The organism is Pseudomonas sp. MPFS (assembly GCF_022537035.1).
Taxonomy (GTDB): domain Bacteria; phylum Pseudomonadota; class Gammaproteobacteria; order Pseudomonadales; family Pseudomonadaceae; genus Aquipseudomonas; species Aquipseudomonas sessilinigenes.
In genome coordinates this window covers 4965409-4984947 of sequence record NZ_CP066123.1, presented here as the reverse complement: position 1 = coordinate 4984947, position 19539 = coordinate 4965409, and the positions used below count along the sequence as shown (strand labels likewise).

Sequence of the window (19539 nt, the reverse complement as noted above, 5' to 3'; positions counted from 1 at the left end):
CCGGACGTGCGGCTCAGCAGCTGCACAATGCGTTATCCAGGACCTGGCGCAGTTCCAGTGGGTGGTTGACCACCACGTCGGCGCCCCAGTGCCGGGGGTTGTCGTCCGGGTGGATGTAGCCATAGGTCACGGCAGCGGTCTTGGTGCCAGCATCGCGACCCGACTCGATGTCCCGCAGGTCATCGCCGACGAACAGGACGGTGGACGGATCCAGGTCAAGCATCTTGCAGGCAAGGGTCAGTGGTTCGGGGTCCGGCTTGCTGTTTTTCACGTGATCCGGGCAGATCAGCAGGGCCGAGCGCTCGGCCAGTCCCAGCTGCTGCATGATTGGCTCGGCGAAACGCAGGGGCTTGTTGGTGACCACGCCCCAGGTCAGGTTCGCTCGTTCGATGTCTTCCAGCAGCTCGCCCATGCCATCGAAGAGCCGGCTATGCACGGCGCAGTTCTCCAGATAGCGCTCGAGAAACTCCTGGCGCAGCTCCTCGAAACCCGGGGATTGCGGGTCCATGGAGAAGGTCACGGCAACCATGGCCCGGGCTCCGCCGGAAATCTCGTCACGGATGTGCTGGTCGGCGATGGGCGGTAAGCCGCGGTCGCGGCGCATGCCCTGGCAAACGGCGATGAAATCCGGTGCGGTATCGAGCAGCGTGCCATCCATGTCGAAAAGAACGGCTCTGATGGCCATGTCTTACTCCTCTCGCAAAGTCTGGATCATGTAGTTGACGTCCACGTCCGCTGCCAGTTTGTAGTGCTTGGTCAGTGGGTTGTAGGTCAGGCCGATGATGTCCTTGACGGTCAGGCCGGCGGAGCGGCTCCAGGCACCCAGTTCGGAAGGGCGGATGAATTTCTTGAAGTCGTGGGTGCCGCGAGGCAGCAGCTTCATGATGTATTCGGCGCCGACGATGGCGAACAGGTAGGCCTTGGGGTTGCGGTTGATGGTGGAGAAGAACACCTGGCCGCCAGGCTTGACCATGCGAAAGCACGCGCGAATCACCGATGATGGGTCGGGAACGTGTTCGAGCATCTCCAGGCAGGTGACGACGTCGAACGCTCCAGGCATTTCCTCGGCCAGGGCTTCGGCGGTGATCTGCCGGTATTCGACGTTGACGCCGGACTCCAGCTGGTGCAGTTGGGCGACTGCCAGCGGGGCTTCGCCCATGTCGATGCCGGTGACTGTAGCGCCGCGCTGGGCCATGGCTTCGCTGAGGATGCCGCCGCCGCAGCCGACGTCCAGGACCTTCTTGCCGGCCAGGTTGACGCGTTCGTCGATCCAGTTGACTCGCAGTGGGTTGATGTCGTGCAGGGGCTTGAACTCGCTTTCGCGATCCCACCAGCGATGGGCCAGGGCTTCGAACTTGGCGATTTCGGCGTGGTCGACGTTGCTCATGGGTAATGCTCCAAAGCTAAAAAATCTTTGTATGGCCTCAAGCTTCAGCTCAAGGCCGGGGTTATTGGGCGTGTCCGCCGATGCGTTGGCCCCAGCTGCGGGCGGTTTCGCCAAGTTGTCGCTCATCCATCCGAGTCAGTTGCCGGTCATCCAGCAGCTGCTTGCCGGCTACCCACAGGTGCGCTACGCAATCGCGACCGGTGGCGTAGATCAGTTGCGACACCGGGTCGTAGATCGGTTGCTGGGCCAGGCCGGAGAGGTCGAATGCCACCAGATCCGCGGCCTTGCCGATTTCCAGGGAGCCCACCTCGGTCTCCAGGCCCATGGCCCTGGCACCGTTGAGGGTCGCCATGCGCAGGGCGCGATGGGCGTTCAGGGCCGTTGCCGAACCCGATACGGCCTTGGCCAGCAGCGCCGCTGTGCGGGTTTCGCCCAGCAGGTCGAGGTCGTTGTTGCTGGCGGCGCCGTCGGTGCCGACAGCGACATTGACCCCGGCTTGCCACAGGCGCTCCACCGGGCAGAAGCCGCTGGCCAGTTTCAGGTTTGATTCTGGGCAATGAATCACACTGGTATTGGTTTCTACCAGTAAAGCCAGGTCCTCATCGCTGATTTGAGTCATGTGAACGGCCTGGAAGCGTGGTCCCAGGAGTCCCAGGCGGGCAAGGCGGGCCAATGGCCGTTCGCCGCTCTGCTCCATGGCCTGCTGCACTTCGAACGCGGTTTCATGCACATGCATGTGGATCGAGGCGTCGAGTTCCTCAGCGATCATCCGGACTTTCTCCAGATTCTCATCGCCGACGGTGTAGGGGGCATGAGGGCCGAAGGTGATTCTGATGCGAGGGTGGTGCTTGAGGTCGGCGAACAGTTCCACACCCTGGCGAATGGCTTCGTCGGCGTCATGGGCGCCGGGGATCGGGAAGTCCAGCACGGGGATGGCGATCTGGGCGCGGATGCCGCTGTTATGGACGCGTTCGCTGGCAACCTTGGGAAAGAAGTACATGTCGGAGAAGCAGGTGATGCCGCCTTTTATCTGTTCGGCGATCGCCAGGTCCGTGCCGTCGTGGACGAAGCTCTCATCGACCCATTTGGCTTCGGCGGGCCAGATGTGCTTCTCCAGCCAGGTCATCAATGGCAGGTCGTCGGCCAGGCCGCGAAACAGGGTCATGGCCGCATGCCCGTGGGCATTGACCAGTCCTGGGCTGAGCAGCATGCCCGGGAGTTCGCGCACTTCGCTGGCCTGCTGCTTCAGGGCTGCGCTGCGTGGGCCGATGAAGGCGATGCGACCATCGCGGATGCCCAGGCCATGTTCCTTGAGCACGACGCCAGCTGGCTCCACGGGCACCAGCCAGGTGGGCAGCAGCAGAAGGTCGAGCGCGGTTTCACGGTTCGGCATCGAGGATCGGTCCAGGGCTTTGCGAATAGAAGGATGGCGAAGTATACCCGAGCGTCTTCGCGGGGGGATCGCTATAATCGGCGGCTTTTGTCATGAGTACGGGGTGAGGGATGCGCGATCGTCTGTTGGCTGCGGAGAAGGTGAAGGCCATTGCTTGGCGAGATGGCACCCTGTATCTGCTCGATCAGCGAGCCTTGCCTCTTGAGGAGCGCTGGATCGCCTGCGACAGCGTCGGCGCAGTGATCGAGGCCATCGGCTCGATGGCGGTGCGCGGCGCGCCGGCCATTGGCATCAGCGCGGCCTATGGCGCGGTTCTGGCGGCCAGGGCGCGTTTTGCCGCGGGTGGCGATTGGGTCGCGGCCTCGCAGGCGGATTTCCAGCGGTTGGCCGACGTACGCCCTACCGGGTTCAACCTCTCCTGGGCGGTGAATCGCATGAGCGAGCGCCTGGAGCGGGTCAAGGAGTGTGCCGACCCAGTGGCGGCCCTGGAGCAGGAAGCCCTGGAGATTCATGAAAGTGATCGCGAGGCGAACCTGACCATGGCCCAGTTTGGGGTCGAGCTGATTCGCAGGCACCAGGGCAATCCCCAGGCGCTATTGACCCACAGCAATGCCGGAGGCCTTGCCACGGGTGGTTTTGGCACGGCCCTGGGGGTGATTCGCGCGGCGTGGCTGGAAGGCATGGTGGAGCGGGTGTATGTCAATGAAACCCGGCCTGGGCCGCAAGGCTCGCGCTTGACGGCCTGGGAGCTGGCCGGCGACGGTATTGCCGTGACCTTGAATGCTGATTCCGCCGCGGCACATATCATGAAGACCAAGGGGCCGACCTGGATGATCGTCGGTGCTGACCGGATCGCTGCCAACGGAGATGTGGCCAGCAAGATCGGTACCTACCAGCTGGCGGTCAATGCCATGCATCACGGTGTGCGCTTCATGGTGGTGGCGCCCAGTTCGAGCATCGACATGGGGCTGGCCAGTGGCGAAGACATCGTCCTCGAGGAGCGCGATGCCCGGGAGCTGCTAGAGCTGGATGGCAAGCGGGTGGGGCCTGAAGTCGAGGTCTTCAATCCGGTGTTCGACGTTACACCTGCGGACCTGATCGACGCGATCGTCACTGAAAAGGGCGTAGTCGAGCGTCCGGATGCGGCCAAGCTGGCCCAGTTGATGTGCCGCAAGCGCTTGCATTGAGACCTGGGAGCCAGGTGGTCGATTCAGGCTCGTGGGAATAGCTGCCAGGTGGGTAAAAAACCTCATGAATAGGGGCGAGTTGGGTCTCTGAGCGCCTGTCGTCCCTTATCAGGCGGTCACCGGTCAACTAACTATGCTCCATGCGCATCAGGGGGATAGGTGCGTGGCGGCGATTGTGATAACATCCGGCGGTTTCCAAGGCGGTTCGACGCGACCGCCTCTACTGCGCAAATCCATGGCATAACTTGTTGATTTGTCGTAAGTCGGTGCATGGCACTAGGCCTGCAGCGGCGAGCTTCGTTCGTCCTGTCTGGATGTGGCGAAGTTTCACCAGAAAAAGGAATCAGGCTTCTCATGGGCGAACTGGCCAAAGAAATCCTACCGGTCAATATCGAAGACGAGCTGAAACAGTCCTACCTCGACTACGCAATGAGCGTAATCGTCGGGCGGGCACTGCCTGATGCGCGCGATGGCTTGAAGCCCGTGCACCGGCGTGTGCTGTACGCGATGAGCGAGCTCGGTAACGACTGGAACAAGCCGTACAAGAAATCTGCCCGTGTGGTCGGTGACGTGATCGGTAAGTATCACCCGCACGGCGATACCGCTGTATACGACACCATTGTCCGCATGGCCCAGCCATTCTCCCTGCGCTACCTGCTGGTAGACGGCCAGGGCAACTTCGGTTCGGTGGACGGCGACAACGCGGCGGCCATGCGATACACCGAAGTGCGCATGACCAAGCTGGCGCACGAGCTGCTGGCCGACCTGCACAAGGAAACCGTGGACTGGGTGCCGAACTACGACGGCACCGAACTGATCCCCGCGGTCATGCCGACCAAGATCCCCAACCTGTTGGTCAACGGCTCCAGCGGCATCGCCGTGGGCATGGCGACCAACATTCCGCCGCACAACCTCGGCGAAGTCATCGACGGCTGCCTGGCGCTGATCGATAACCCCGAGCTGACGGTCGATGACCTGATGCAGTACATCCCGGGGCCGGATTTCCCGACCGCGGCGATCATCAACGGTCGCGAAGGTATCATCGAGGCCTATCGCACCGGTCGCGGCCGTATCTACATGCGCGCCCGCTCGACTGTCGAGGACATCGACAAGGTCGGCGGTCGCCAGCAGATCGTCATTACCGAACTGCCTTATCAGCTCAACAAGGCACGCTTGATCGAGAAGATCGCCGAGCTGGTCAAGGAGAAGAAGCTCGAAGGCATCACCGAGTTGCGCGATGAGTCCGACAAGGACGGTATGCGCGTGGTGATCGAGTTGCGTCGTGGCGAAGTTCCGGAGGTGGTCCTCAATAACCTCTACGCCCAGACCCAGCTGCAGAGCGTGTTCGGTATCAACATCGTTGCGCTGATCGATGGCCGTCCGCGGATCCTCAACTTGAAGGATCTGCTGGAAGCGTTCGTCCGCCATCGTCGCGAAGTGGTCACCCGGCGTACCGTATTCGAGCTGCGCAAGGCCCGTGAGCGTGGCCATATCCTCGAAGGCCAGGCGGTTGCCCTGTCCAACATCGATCCGGTCATTGCCCTGATCAAGGCGTCGCCGACGCCGTCGGAAGCCAAGGAAGCGCTGGTCAGCACGCCTTGGGAGTCGAGTGCGGTAATGACCATGGTGGAGCGTGCTGGCGCGGACTCGTGCCGTCCGGAAAACCTCGACCCGCAGTATGGCCTGCGCGATGGCAAGTACTTCCTGTCCCCGGAGCAGGCGCAAGCCATCCTGGAGTTGCGCTTGCACCGCCTGACTGGCCTGGAGCATGAGAAGCTGCTGGCCGAGTACCAGGAGATCCTCAATCAGATCGGCGAGCTGATCCGCATCCTCAACAGCGCTACGCGCTTGATGGAAGTGATCCGTGAGGAACTGGAAGTGATTCGCGCCGAGTACGGCGATGTGCGCCGCACCGAGATTCTCGATGCGCGCCTCGACCTGACCCTGGGCGACATGATTCCGGAAGAAGAGCGCGTGGTGACCATTTCCCACGGCGGCTATGCCAAGACCCAGCCGTTGGCGGCCTACCAGGCCCAGCGCCGTGGTGGCAAGGGCAAGTCGGCCACTGGCGTCAAGGATGAGGACTACATCGCTCACTTGCTGGTCGCCAACAGCCATACCACGCTGTTGCTGTTCTCCAGCAAGGGCAAGGTGTACTGGCTCAAGACCTACGAGATCCCAGAAGCCTCCCGCGCGGCTCGTGGCCGTCCGTTGGTGAACCTGCTGCCATTGGACGATGGCGAGTACATCACCACCATGTTGCCGGTGGAGGAGTACACCCAAGGTCATTACATCTTCATGGCTACCGCTAACGGTACGGTGAAGAAGACACCGCTTGAGTCCTTCAGTCGTCAACGCAGCGTCGGCTTGATTGCCCTGGAACTGGACGAGGGCGATGTGTTGATCAGTGCTGCGATCACCGATGGCGAGCGTGAAGTCATGCTGTTCTCCGACGGCGGCAAGGTAACGCGCTTCAAGGAGTCCGATGTCCGCGCCATGGGGCGTACCGCTCGCGGCGTACGCGGCATGCGCCTGGCAGAAGGCCAGAAGTTGATCTCCATGTTGATTCCGGAAGAGGGCAGCCAGATCCTGACCGCTTCCGAGCGTGGTTTCGGCAAGCGTACCGCCATCACCGAGTTCCCCGAGTACAAGCGTGGCGGGCAGGGCGTTATCGCCATGGTCAGCAACGAGCGTAACGGTCGTCTGGTCGGTGCGGTGCAGGTGCTGGACGGAGAGGAGATCATGCTGATTTCCGATCAGGGCACCCTGGTGCGTACCCGTGTCGACGAAGTGTCGAGCCTGGGCCGTAATACCCAAGGCGTGACCCTGATCAAGCTGGCCAACGACGAGACCCTGGTAGGCCTTGAGCGCGTGCAGGAACCTTCGGAAATCGAGGGTGACGAGCTGGAAGGCGAGGAGGGCGGTGACTTCGAGGAAGCTGCGCAGCGTACGGCAGCCGAGTCGGATGAGACCAGCGATGGCCAGGCAGGTGCCGCAGCCGAAGAAGAGTCGCAAGACTAAATAAATCGTAGCAGGGCAGAGTGTTTGCTCTGTCCGCTACCGTGAATGCATAGCGAGAGTGGATGTGAGCAAACGAGCCTATAACTTCTGCGCAGGTCCCGCTGCGCTACCTGAAGCTGTCCTGTTGCGTGCCCAGGCCGAATTGCTGGATTGGCATGGCAAGGGCCTGTCGGTCATGGAGATGAGCCATCGCAGCGATGAGTTCGTCTCCATCGCCACCAAGGCCGAGCAGGACCTGCGTGACCTGCTGGATATCCCCTCGAACTATAAAGTGCTGTTTCTGCAAGGCGGCGCCAGCCAGCAGTTTGCCCAGATTCCCCTGAACCTGTTGCCTGAAGGCGGCAAGGCCGACTATGTCGACACCGGCATCTGGTCGCAGAAAGCCATCGAGGAAGCCTCTCGCTATGGCCAGGTGAATGTGGCGGCCAGCGCCAAGCCCTACGATTACTTCTCGATTCCGGGGCAGGACGAGTGGCAGTTGTCGAAAGATGCGGCCTATGTGCATTACGCACCGAACGAAACCATCGGTGGCCTGGAGTTCAGCTGGATTCCAGAAACCGGTGAGGTTCCGTTGGTGGCCGACATGTCCTCCGACATTCTCTCGCGTCCTGTGGATATCTCTCGCTTCGGCATGATCTATGCCGGTGCGCAGAAGAACATCGGCCCTAGCGGCATCCTGGTGAACATCATTCGTGAAGACTTGCTGGGGCGTGCCCGGCCGTTGTGCCCGACCATGCTCGATTACAAGGTCGCGGCGGATAACGGTTCGATGTACAACACTCCGCCGACCCTGGCCTGGTACCTGTCCGGCCTGGTATTCGAATGGCTCAAGGAGCAGGGTGGGGTGCAGGCCATTGCCAAGCTCAATGACGTCAAGCAGCGCACCCTGTATGACTTCATCGATGCCAGCGGCCTGTACAGCAACCCGATCAACAAGGTCGATCGTTCGTGGATGAACGTACCGTTCCGCCTGGCCGATGACCGCCTGGACAAGCCGTTCCTCGCCGGCGCGGACGCGCGTGGCCTGTTGAACCTCAAGGGCCATCGCTCGGTGGGTGGCATGCGGGCTTCCATCTACAACGCCGTGGACATCAATGCGGTCAACGCGCTGGTGGCCTACATGGCGGAGTTCGAGAAGGAACATGGCTGATGTCTGAGCAAGAACTCAAGGCCTTGCGCCTGCGCATTGATGCCCTGGACGAAAAGGTCCTGGAGCTGATCAGTGAGCGTGCGCGGTGCGCCCAGGAAGTCGCCCGGGTCAAGATGGCTACCCTGACGGAAGGCGAGTCCCCGGTGTTTTATCGTCCCGAGCGCGAGGCCCAGGTTCTCAAGCGGGTGATGGAGCGTAACCAGGGCCCGCTGGACAACGAAGAAATGGCGCGGCTGTTCCGTGAAATCATGTCTTCTTGCCTGGCGCTCGAGCAGCCGCTGAAAGTGGCGTACCTCGGTCCTGAGGGGACCTTTACCCAGGCGGCGGCGATGAAGCACTTCGGCCATGCGGTGATCAGCAAGCCAATGGCTGCGATCGACGAAGTGTTTCGCGAGGTGGCGGCTGGTGCCGTCAACTTTGGCGTGGTGCCTGTGGAAAACTCCACCGAAGGTGCGGTTAACCACACGCTCGATAGCTTCCTCGAGCATGACATGGTGATTTGCGGTGAGGTGGAGTTGCGTATCCACCATCACCTGCTGGTGGGCGAGAACACCAAGACCGACAGCATCAGTCGTATCTACTCCCATGCCCAGTCCCTGGCCCAGTGCCGCAAGTGGTTGGACTCGCACTATCCGAATGTCGAGCGTGTGGCGGTATCGAGCAACGCCGAGGCGGCCAAGCGAGTCAAGGGCGAATGGAACTCGGCGGCGATCGCCGGTGACATGGCGGCTAGCCTTTACGGCCTGACTCGTCTGGCCGAGAAGATCGAGGATCGTCCGGACAACTCCACGCGCTTCCTGATGATCGGTAGCCAGGAGGTGCCGCCGACTGGCGACGACAAGACATCGATCATCGTCTCCATGAGCAACAAGCCGGGTGCATTGCATGAGCTGCTGGTGCCGTTTCATGACAACGGTATCGACCTGACGCGAATCGAGACCCGTCCTTCGCGTAGCGGCAAATGGACCTATGTGTTCTTCATCGACTTCGTCGGCCACCACCGCGACCCGCTGGTCAAGGGTGTGCTGGAGAAGATCAGCCAGGAAGCAGTGGCACTCAAGGTGCTGGGTTCCTACCCGAAAGCGGTTCTCTGAGGCTTAAACAATGAGTGGCGACTTCCTCGCCCTGGCGCAGCCAGGCGTGCAACAACTTTCGCCGTACGTTCCGGGCAAGCCCGTGGACGAACTGGCCCGTGAGCTGGATATCGATCCGGCGACCATCGTCAAGCTGGCGAGCAACGAGAACCCGCTGGGTGCCAGTCCCAAGGCCCTGGCTGCGATCCGCGAGGAGCTGGCCGAGCTGACCCGCTATCCGGATGGCAACGGTTTCGCTCTCAAGTCCCTGTTGGCCCAGCGCTGCGGTATCGAGGTCGAGCAGGTGACCCTGGGCAATGGCTCCAACGACATTCTCGAACTGGTCGCTCGCGCCTACCTGGCCCCGGGCCTGAACGCGGTATTCAGCGAGCATGCCTTTGCTGTCTACCCGATTGTCACCCAGGCGGTGGGTGCCCAGGCGAAGGTGGTCCCGGCCAAGGACTGGGGGCACGACCTGCCCGCCATGCTCAGGGCTATCGATGGGCAAACCCGGGTGGTGTTCATTGCCAACCCCAACAACCCGACGGGGACTTGGTTCGATGCCGAGTCCCTGGACGAGTTTCTCCAGGATGTGCCGGCCCATGTGCTGGTGGTGCTGGACGAGGCCTATATCGAATACGCCGAGGGCAGTGACTTGCCCGATGGACTGGATTTCCTGGCGGCTTACCCGAACCTGCTGGTGTCGCGGACCTTCTCCAAGGCCTATGGCCTTGCGGCCCTGCGGGTCGGCTATGGGCTCTCGACCGCAGTTGTGGCGGATGTGCTCAATCGGGTGCGTCAGCCCTTCAACGTCAATAGCCTCGCCCTGGCGGCGGCTTGCGCGGCGCTGCAAGACGAGGAGTACCTGGCTGAAAGTCGTCGCTTGAACGAGGCCGGCATGCACCAGCTGCAGGCGGGGTTCCGTGACCTGGGGCTGAGCTGGATTGCGTCCAAGGGCAACTTCGTCGCCGTGGACCTGGGACGCGAGGCGGCCCCGGTGTTTCAAGGGTTGTTGCGTGAGGGGGTGATCGTGCGTCCCGTGGCCAATTACGGGATGCCCAACCACCTGCGGGTGACCATTGGCCTGCCAGCGGAAAACACTCGCTTCCTTGAGGCCCTGGCCAAGGTCATGGCCCGTGGTTGATGTCATTCCAATGCAATCTGCTGTACCTATGATCGGTCGCCTGGTGGTGATTGGCCTCGGCTTGATTGGCGGCTCGTTTGCCAAGGGCTTGCGTGAAAGTGGCATGTGCCGCGAAGTTGTTGGTGTCGACCTGGATCCCCAGTCCCGTCGGTTGGCGGTCGAGCTGGGGGTGGTGGACCGCTGTGAGGAAGACCTCGCCCTGGCTTGCCAGGGGGCCGATGTCATTCAACTGGCAGTGCCGATCCTGGCCATGGAGAAGCTGCTGGGCAAGCTGGCTGGCATGGATCTGGGGCGGGCGGTGCTGACCGATGTCGGCAGTGCCAAGGGTAATGTGGTGCGGGCGGCTACCGAGGCCTTTGGCGGCATGCCTGCGCGTTTTGTGCCCGGGCACCCGATCGCCGGTTCCGAGCAAAGCGGTGTCGAGGCTTCCAATGCTCAGCTGTTTCGTCGGCACAAGGTAATCCTGACGCCGTTGGCGCAGACCGATCCGCTGGCGCTGGCGCTGGTCGATGGGCTGTGGCGTGAATTGGGGGCAGATGTCGAACATATGCAGGTCCAGCGTCATGACGAAGTTCTGGCTGCAACCAGCCATCTGCCGCATTTGCTGGCATTTGGCCTGGTCGACTCGCTGGCCAAGCGCAGTGAAAATCTCGACATCTTCCGTTACGCTGCCGGCGGGTTCCGCGATTTCACCAGAATCGCCGGCAGTGACCCGGTCATGTGGCACGACATCTTTCTCGCTAATCGCGAAGCGGTCCTGCGCACACTCGATACATTTCGCAATGACCTCGACGCCTTGCGCGACGCGGTCGATACAGGGGACGGGCACCAGCTGTTGGGCGTATTCACTCGCGCCCGGGTAGCCCGCGAGCATTTCGGCAAAATCCTGGCCCGTCGGGCCTATGTGGACGCTATGAACTCCAACGATATGATTTTCCTGGCAAATCCTGGTGGCCGCCTGAGTGGGCGGATTCGCGTACCAGGTGACAAATCGATTTCCCATCGCTCGATCATGCTCGGCTCCTTGGCCGAGGGCACCACTGAAGTCGAGGGTTTCCTCGAAGGTGAAGATGCTCTGGCCACGCTGCAGGCTTTTCGCGACATGGGCGTGGTCATCGAAGGCCCGCATCACGGCCGAGTGACCATCCACGGCGTTGGCCTGCATGGCTTGAAGCCAGCGCCAGGGCCGATCTACCTGGGTAACTCCGGTACATCGATGCGCCTGCTTTCCGGTTTGTTGGCGGCGCAAACATTCGATAGCACCCTGACTGGCGACCCGTCGCTGTCCAAGCGTCCGATGAACCGTGTGGCCAACCCGTTGCGGGAAATGGGTGCGGTAATCGAGACGGCGGCCGAAGGTCGTCCTCCGATGGTGATTCGTGGCGGGCACAAGCTCAAGGGCTTGACCTACACCTTGCCGATGGCCAGCGCCCAGGTGAAATCCTGCCTGCTATTGGCGGGGCTGTATGCCGAAGGCAAGACCACTGTGACCGAGCCAGCGCCGACTCGCGACCATACCGAGCGCATGCTGCGCGGTTTCGGTTATTCGGTGGATGTCGAAGGGGCGACCGCCTCGGTGGCCTCCGGTGGCAAGCTCAAGGCTACCCATATCGAGGTGCCGGCGGATATCTCCTCCGCGGCCTTCTTCCTGGTGGCCGCTTCGATCGCCGAAGGCTCCGAACTGGTGCTGGAGCATGTGGGGATCAACCCGACTCGTACCGGAGTCATCGACATCCTGCGCTTGATGGGGGCCGACATTCGCCTGGAAAACCAGCGTGAAGTGGGTGGCGAACCGGTTGCAGACTTGCATGTGCGCGCAGCCAAGCTCAAGGGTATCGAGATTCCCGAGGAGCTGGTGCCGTTGGCGATCGATGAGTTTCCTGTGTTGTTCGTAGCCGCAGCCTGTGCCGAAGGGCGCACGGTGTTGCGTGGGGCTGAGGAGCTGCGGGTCAAGGAGTCCGATCGTATCCAGGTCATGGCCGACGGCTTGCTCACGCTGGGCGTCAAGTGCGAACCGACGCCGGATGGGATTATCATCGATGGTGGCCAGATTGGCGGCGGTGAAGTCCATGGTCATGGCGATCACCGAATTGCCATGGCGTTTAGTGTGGCCTCGCTGCGTGCCAACGCGCCAATTCGCATCCATGATTGCGCCAACGTCTCCACTTCTTTCCCTAACTTCCTCGCGCTTTGCGCCGAGGTTGGTATTCGTGTCGCGCAAGAGGCCCAGTCGTGATGAGCAAGGCCCCTGTAATTACCATCGATGGGCCTAGCGGTTCGGGCAAGGGCACCATCGCTGGCAAGCTGGCCGAGCATTTGGGCTGGTGCCTGCTGGATTCTGGTGCCTTGTATCGATTGTTGGCGTTCGCTGCGCGTAATCATGGGGTCGACCTGACCAATGAAGAGTCGTTGAAGCTGTTGGCGGCTCACCTGGACGTTCAGTTTCTTGGTGCGACCGAAAGCCATCCGCAACGGATAATCCTGGAAGGCGACGATGTGACCGACGACCTGCGTAATGAGCAGGTCGGTGCCTGGGCTTCTCAGGTTGCGGCTCTACCAGCGGTACGCGAGGCGCTGTTGCAGCGGCAACGGGCTTTTCGCGAACTGCCGGGGCTGGTGGCCGATGGACGTGACATGGGAACGGTGGTGTTCCCCGATGCGCCATTGAAGATTTTCCTGACGGCCAGTGCCGAGGAGCGTGCACGCCGCCGCTACTTGCAGTTGAAGGGAAAAGTCGATGGTGTTAGTCTGTCGAGTCTGCTAGATGAGATTCGTGAGCGCGATGAGCGCGACACCCAGCGAGCCGTGGCCCCGCTTAAACCAGCGGTGGACGCTATTCAGCTGGACTCCACGGAGTTATCCATCGATCAGGTGTTGCAACGCATCTTGAGCGAAATCGCTATTCGCGATATCGCCGGGTGAACAAGGAAGGTCGCGGGGGACCAGTCATAGTCCTGCGATCTTTCTTTTATATGAACGTAACCCACATTGTCTGGAATGTGGCAGATGGGCGGATTCTTCGCCCTCATCAACAGGAATTAAAATGAGCGAAAGCTTTGCGGAACTCTTTGAAGAAAGCCTAAAAACCCTGAACCTTCAGGCAGGCTCCATCATCACCGGTGTTATCGTCGACATCGACTACCAAGCGCGTTGGGTAACCGTACACGCTGGTCTGAAGTCTGAAGCGCTGATCCCGCTTGAGCAGTTCTACAACGATGCTGGCGACCTGTCCATCAATGTTGGTGATGAAGTTCACGTTGCTCTGGATTCGGTTGAAGACGGCTTTGGTGAAACCAAGCTCTCCCGTGAAAAAGCCAAGCGCGCTGAATGCTGGATCGTTCTGGAAGCAGCCTTCGCAGCCGAAGAAGTGGTCAAGGGCGTTATCAACGGTAAGGTTAAGGGCGGCTTCACTGTCGACGTTAACGGCATCCGTGCGTTCCTGCCAGGTTCTCTGGTTGATGTCCGTCCAGTGCGCGATACCACGCACCTGGAAGGCAAAGAGCTCGAGTTTAAAGTCATCAAACTTGACCAGAAGCGCAACAACGTTGTCGTTTCCCGTCGTAGCGTCCTCGAAGCCGAGAACTCCGCTGAGCGTGAAGCTCTGCTGGAATCCCTGCAGGAAGGCCAGCAAGTCAAAGGTATCGTCAAGAACCTCACCGACTACGGTGCATTCGTTGATCTGGGCGGCGTCGACGGCCTGCTGCACATCACCGACATGGCTTGGAAGCGCATCAAGCACCCATCCGAAATCGTCAACGTTGGCGACGAGATCGATGTCAAGGTTCTGAAGTACGATCGCGAGCGCAATCGTGTTTCCCTGGGTCTGAAGCAACTGGGCGAAGATCCGTGGGTTGCCATCAAAGCTCGTTACCCAGAAAGCACCCGCGTTACCGCTCGTGTAACCAACCTGACCGATTACGGCTGCTTCGCTGAGCTGGAAGAGGGCGTTGAAGGCCTGGTACACGTTTCGGAAATGGACTGGACCAACAAGAACATCCACCCTTCGAAAGTCGTACAAGTCGGCGATGAAGTGGAAGTTATGGTTCTGGACATCGACGAAGAGCGTCGTCGTATCTCCCTCGGCATCAAGCAGTGCAAGTCCAACCCATGGGAAGACTTCTCTGGCCAGTTCAACAAGGGCGACAAGATCTCCGGCACCATCAAGTCGATCACCGATTTCGGTATCTTCATTGGTCTGGACGGCGGCATCGACGGTCTGGTTCACCTGTCCGACATCTCCTGGAACGAAGTGGGCGAAGAAGCCGTACGTCGCTTCAAGAAGGGCGACGAGCTGGACACCGTCATCCTGTCTGTTGACCCAGAGCGTGAGCGTATTTCCCTGGGTATCAAGCAGCTGGAAAGCGATCCGTTCTCCGAGTACGTACAAGAGAACGATAAAGGCGCAATCGTTAAGGGTGTTGTGAAAGAAGTTGACGCCAAAGGCGCCATCATCACCCTGGCCAACGATATCGAAGCTACTCTGAAAGCCTCTGAAATCAGCCGTGACCGCATTGAAGATGCGCGTAACGTCCTGAAGGAAGGCGAAGAAGTTGAAGCCAAGATCATCAGCGTTGACCGTAAGAGCCGTGTAATCCAGCTCTCGATCAAGTCGAAAGACGTTGAAGACGAGAAAGAAGCTATCCAAAGCCTGCGCGACAAGCCAGCTACTTCGGATATCGCTGCTGGTCCTACCACTCTGGGTGACCTGCTGCGTGCACAAATGGAAAAGCAGAACTAAGTTCTACTTGACCATAAAAAGGGCGACTTCGGTCGCCCTTTTTTGTGCTTTTTTTTCGTCCTGAATGGGCCTGCCCTGAATCCCTTGCTACAGAGGACTACAGGCTTGGTAGCAGCATAAGCAGTAGTGTGCCGGGGTAAATCTATTTTCAGGGCTAAATGGATTTTTTGGAGGGATACACGGCTAAATGCTGTGGCGGTTGTTGTATCTCTTTCAGGTTGCGATATTTCTCCAGTGTTGGCTCGTAGAAAGACTGGTTCTGGACTGACTACAGCTCTACAGGTAAATCCTCTTTATCGAAGATAAGTCAATCCTGGGCTGTTCAAATTAATCTGGCCATGCTAAAACCTTCGGTGTGCTTTTCCTAGCTGCTTGAAAAAGAAGGGAAAAATATGACGAAGTCGGAGTTGATCGAGCGAATTGTCACCCATCAAGGGCTTCTCTCATCCAAAGACGTTGAGCTGGCCATCAAAACCATGCTTGAGCAAATGTCCCAGTGCCTGGCCACTGGTGATCGAATTGAAATTCGTGGCTTTGGCAGTTTCTCATTACACTACCGCGCTCCTCGTGTAGGTCGTAACCCCAAGACTGGGCAATCTGTCAGCCTTGATGGAAAATTTGTTCCTCACTTTAAACCGGGAAAAGAACTGCGTGATCGGGTCAATGAGGATGAGGAGTAGGCAGCGCTTCAGTTTGAAGGGGCGCTATGCGTAGCTTGCCTTCGTTGCATCTTTTTGAGTAATTATTTTTTGAACCAATGACTTCATATTTCGCCTGGATGTGCATAGCCTTGTGCTCTGTTGCGGAATAGCAGGCGCAACTTTCAGTTCCTTTTCAGCTTGAGGCGGCCTCACGGTTGCAATGTAAAGCGCTCAGAACACTCATCCAGTGACGAAAGCGTTTAAAGGCCCAGAATAACACTCAGATAGTGATGGCGTTTTCATTGGTTTTATATGAGGAAATATCGACCGGCACTGGTAGTACTAATGGCAAGGGAGGTTTGGCAAAACATTGATAAAGTTTAAACTCATAGCCCTTGTGTATTAATTAAATGGAAAAGAAAAGATATAGCATGCTCATTTAGTGCTTCTTCTAATGGGAGCAGCAGCCTAAAACGGAGGAGCTCCTGCCGCTTTGATATAGATTTCGTATGAGGAAGCTCAGGCGCAGGAATGAACACAGGAAGTGAGCCTTGCATATTGGGCCACAATGAAAATGCCCAATGTACTTCATTGGGCATTTTGCGGAAACGGAATTTACTCTTACATAATCTTTATTCAGTGTAACCGTTAGGATTTAAAGACTGCCACCGCCAAGTGTCAGTCATCATGTCGTTCAGAGTCCGTTCAGCTTTCCAGCCAAGTTCCTGTTCGGCTTTAGCCGGGGCAGCCCAGCATTCTGCAATATCTCCAGGGCGGCGTGGTGCCATACGATAAGCAATGACCTGATTACTAGCCTGTTCGAAAGCTCGAACCATTTCAAGAACACTATACCCCCTACCTGTTCCCAAGTTCCAGATATTGAGTCCTTGTTTACTATTGATAGCTTGCAAGGCCTTCAAGTGTCCGTCGGCTAAGTCAACCACATGAATATAGTCACGCACACCTGTGCCATCCTTTGTGGGGTAATCTGATCCAAAAACTGTAAGTTCCTTGAGTTTTCCTATTGCAACTTGGCTGATGTAAGGCAGCAAGTTGTTTGGTACTCCATTAGGGTCTTCGCCTATTAATCCCGTCGGGTGTGCGCCTACAGGATTGAAGTAGCGCAACAATGCAATGCTCCAACGTGGATCCGCAGAAGCTAAGTCCATGAGAACCTGTTCAGTCATTAGCTTCGAGCGCCCGTAAGGGTTAGTTGGTGCTCCTGTCGCGAAGCTCTCACTGATAGGCATTTGCTCGGGTTCCCCATACACGGTGGCCGATGAGCTGAAGACTAGTTTGAAAACTCCAGCTGAAGCCATGGCCTGGCAAAGCTCGATGCTTCCTACAACATTGTTGTCATAATATTTTAGTGGTTCGTGTGTGCTTTCACCTACGGCCTTAAGCCCCGCAAAGTGCAGTACGCTCGAAATTTGGTACTGTGTAAGTAACTTGTCCAATAGCTCTCTATCGCGAACGTCACCTTTTACAAAAACTGGCTTTCGCCCGGTTATCTGGTAGGCTCGATCTAATGATATGGCTGAACTATTGCACAAGTTATCCAATACAATAACGTTATACCCCGACTGCAGTAAAGTAACGACTACATGAGAGCCAATGTAGCCTGCGCCACCAGTAACTAAAATAGAATCAAGCATAAAACACCGAATGTATGTAGTGTTTGAGTTTTTCTGTCATTCCAGCCTTCATATGATCGTCCTTTATCTTTTATTTCAAATGAAGTCTGGCATGAAAGTGTTTGCAGCCTGAGCTTCATGTTGCCGGTGGCTGCTCTAATTTTCCAGCACTATATAGAATGGCGAGTACTACTAATGGGGTATAAGCTATCAAAACACCGAGTAATCCATCTACTCCACCGAGCCCAACCCAAAGAGCAATGGGCAACAACCAAATAATATTGATAACACCAACTGCGAGAGTAACGGGTAAGTGCTTGCCAAAATGCCGAGATGCGTATTGGTAGGCGTGGCTACGGTGCGCCTCGTATACTTTATCGCCCCTTAGCAAGCGCCGTAGCAACGTGAAGGTGGCGTCTACAACAAATACACCTAGCAGAATAATCCAGCTCCAAAGCAGTTCAGGCTTCGTCCAGGCAGCCTGAAGCGAGAGGGTACCTAGGGTCAAACCCAGGAAACCACTTCCTGCATCGCCCATAAAAATTCGAGCAGGTGGAAAGTTCCAGAATAGAAACCCAAGAACAGCACATGCCAGTGTCATAGGTAGTATGGCTGAGGCTGATTCTCCTACAAGATAATACAGTGCTGCGCCGCCGAGGCACACACAAATAGCCTCAAGACTGGCAATACCATCAATACCATCCATGAAGTTATAAAGGTTAAGCATCCAGACTAGGTAGATGGCCGCCAATGCGTAGCCAAGCCAACCTAGATCAAGGGAAATACCAAATACTGCTAGCGGTGGTAGCCCTCCGATCCACAACAGTGCCCAGATTGCACTTACAAAATGTCCAAGTAATCTCCAGCGTGCAGCGATGTGACCATGGTCGTCGAGGAATCCCAGGGCGGCTACTGCTGCACCACTTCCAAGCAAGCTCCAGACGGAGGCCCAGCTTACCTCTCCGATTAGCGCAAGCACTGGTAGTCCAAGAAGAAATACGACAACAATTGCGACTCCACCGCCTCGCGGTGTTGGTATGGAGTGTGAGCTGCGAGCATTAGGAGTATCAATTAAGCTATGGGTTAAAGCATAGCGCCTCAAAACGCCAGTCAGTAAAACTGCCAGAAAAATTACTAACGGTAACCACCACCAGAGATTCATTAACCAAACCTTAATTTAGAAGCATTTATTCAAGAATAAGTACTTAGCTATTAGTATTAGATAGCGCTTTAAAATCATGACCTGCGGTTACCAGAGCATCTTCGGAAGATACTGGTGGCCGCCATCCAAGAAGAGTACGTGATTTTCTAGAATCAATAACAAGAGAGCCACATAGTTGTATATACAAACCTTCATTGCCAAGCAGTTTTGCTCCCCAGTATAGAAATCTTCTAGGAATTGGCAGGAGAGTCGCCTTGCGTCCCATACCTTTGGCTAGATAGCGAGCCATTTGTGCCGTTGAGATATCTGCATTATCCGAGATTAGAAAGAGTTCGTTCGCCGCCAACGGGTGTTGAATGCAGCAGCCAATAAAATCAACTAGATTTTCCAACGCAATCATGCTGCGCTGATTCTTCACCATAGCAAATGGCAAAGGTACATTGGATGCGATGAGTTTCTGCAGGCGACGAAAATTACCAGGAGCATGACCGGCATAAACAAGGGGTGGACGAATAATAACGAGTTCCATTTCTGTCTCGTTAAGTAAATCCTGCAGCCGGGACTCAGCCTCGAGCTTAGACCGCGCATAATCTGCATGAGGGGCTGGTGTGGAGGTTTCGTTGAATGCTTGCCCGCTAGTGATGTTGCCGTTTACACCAATTGAACTGATAAATATGAAGCGACGGACACCTGCGGCAAGTGCTTGAGTGGCTAAAGCTAAAGTTCCATCTACGTTCGTACGCTGAAACTTAGTTTTAGGATCCGCATCTTGCTCTTTCAGAACATGGGCGCGAGCAGCAAGGTGGACAACTACCTCTACATTAGTTAAGGCCGCTTGCCAGTCAGTTTCGGCAGATAACTCTCCAACAGAAATAATCTCCGGTGAACTAGTTCTTGCTTGTTTTGGGCTGCGACAAGCTCCAACTACATCGTAATTTGGCTGCCTGAGTAACCACTGCAGCAGAGAACGACCTACAAACCCTGTCGCTCCTGTAACAAGTACTTTCAT

The 19539-nt window shown here is 57.4% G+C and carries 14 protein-coding genes and 1 pseudogene; 9 read left to right on the top strand and 6 right to left on the bottom strand.

Annotation, left to right across the window (positions count from 1 at the left end):
• Window positions 1–13: 13 nt before the first annotated feature.
• From mupP to I9018_RS22675, 3 genes are all read right to left on the bottom strand, one after another.
• Entirely contained in the window at window positions 14–685 is a 672-nt protein-coding gene (gene mupP, locus I9018_RS22685; protein WP_068587672.1) for an N-acetylmuramic acid 6-phosphate phosphatase MupP, read from the bottom strand.
• A 3-nt stretch (window positions 686–688) separates the two neighbouring features.
• A complete protein-coding gene (gene ubiG / locus I9018_RS22680; RefSeq protein WP_068587673.1) occupies window positions 689–1387 on the bottom strand; it encodes a bifunctional 2-polyprenyl-6-hydroxyphenol methylase/3-demethylubiquinol 3-O-methyltransferase UbiG in 699 nt (232 codons plus the stop codon).
• Between the two features lie 61 nt (window positions 1388–1448).
• Entirely contained in the window at window positions 1449–2780 is a 1332-nt protein-coding gene (locus I9018_RS22675; RefSeq protein ID WP_241107565.1) for a TRZ/ATZ family hydrolase, read from the bottom strand.
• 110 nt (window positions 2781–2890) lie between these two features.
• On the opposite strand from I9018_RS22675, the gene mtnA reads away from it, so the two are divergent.
• From mtnA to ihfB, 9 genes and pseudogenes are all read left to right on the top strand, one after another.
• Window positions 2891–3967 (top strand): S-methyl-5-thioribose-1-phosphate isomerase, encoded by a 1077-nt coding sequence (gene mtnA / locus I9018_RS22670; RefSeq protein WP_241107564.1) that lies wholly within the window; start codon window positions 2891–2893, stop codon window positions 3965–3967.
• 354 nt (window positions 3968–4321) lie between these two features.
• Window positions 4322–6889 (top strand): annotated as a pseudogene (gyrA, locus tag I9018_RS22665) (DNA gyrase subunit A); the annotation flags it as partial.
• A 163-nt stretch (window positions 6890–7052) separates the two neighbouring features.
• On the top strand, window positions 7053–8138 hold the full coding sequence (serC, locus tag I9018_RS22660; protein WP_124348259.1) for a 3-phosphoserine/phosphohydroxythreonine transaminase: 1086 nt from the start codon (window positions 7053–7055) through the stop codon (window positions 8136–8138).
• Entirely contained in the window at window positions 8138–9232 is a 1095-nt protein-coding gene (pheA, locus tag I9018_RS22655; RefSeq protein ID WP_068587680.1) for a prephenate dehydratase, read from the top strand. Before serC ends, pheA begins: the two co-directional genes overlap by 1 nt.
• Before the next feature lie 10 nt (window positions 9233–9242).
• Window positions 9243–10355 carry a histidinol-phosphate transaminase gene (hisC, locus tag I9018_RS22650; protein WP_068587682.1) on the top strand — a complete coding sequence of 371 codons (1113 nt, stop codon included), beginning with the start codon at window positions 9243–9245 and terminating at the stop codon, window positions 10353–10355.
• Between the two features lie 28 nt (window positions 10356–10383).
• Window positions 10384–12591, top strand: a complete 2208-nt coding sequence (locus I9018_RS22645; protein WP_068587683.1) for a bifunctional prephenate dehydrogenase/3-phosphoshikimate 1-carboxyvinyltransferase — start codon at window positions 10384–10386, stop codon at window positions 12589–12591.
• Entirely contained in the window at window positions 12591–13277 is a 687-nt protein-coding gene (gene cmk, locus I9018_RS22640) for a (d)CMP kinase (RefSeq protein WP_068587685.1), read from the top strand. The genes I9018_RS22645 and cmk overlap by 1 nt, the downstream gene beginning before the upstream one ends.
• Before the next feature lie 121 nt (window positions 13278–13398).
• Window positions 13399–15093, top strand: coding sequence for a 30S ribosomal protein S1 (rpsA, locus tag I9018_RS22635; RefSeq protein WP_068587686.1), 1695 nt, complete (start codon window positions 13399–13401; stop codon window positions 15091–15093).
• A gap of 392 nt (window positions 15094–15485) precedes the next feature.
• Window positions 15486–15773: an integration host factor subunit beta gene (ihfB, locus tag I9018_RS22630; protein ID WP_068587689.1), complete on the top strand. Its 288-nt coding sequence runs from the start codon at window positions 15486–15488 to the stop codon at window positions 15771–15773.
• A 593-nt stretch (window positions 15774–16366) separates the two neighbouring features.
• Here ihfB and galE read toward each other — a convergent pair.
• From galE to I9018_RS22615, 3 genes are all read right to left on the bottom strand, one after another.
• Window positions 16367–17389 carry a UDP-glucose 4-epimerase GalE gene (gene galE, locus I9018_RS22625; protein ID WP_068587691.1) on the bottom strand — a complete coding sequence of 341 codons (1023 nt, stop codon included), beginning with the start codon at window positions 17387–17389 and terminating at the stop codon, window positions 16367–16369.
• A 115-nt stretch (window positions 17390–17504) separates the two neighbouring features.
• Window positions 17505–18530 carry a glycosyltransferase family 4 protein gene (locus I9018_RS22620; protein ID WP_241107563.1) on the bottom strand — a complete coding sequence of 342 codons (1026 nt, stop codon included), beginning with the start codon at window positions 18528–18530 and terminating at the stop codon, window positions 17505–17507.
• Window positions 18531–18573: 43 nt separating this feature from the next.
• Entirely contained in the window at window positions 18574–19539 is a 966-nt protein-coding gene (locus I9018_RS22615) for an NAD-dependent epimerase/dehydratase family protein (protein WP_241107562.1), read from the bottom strand.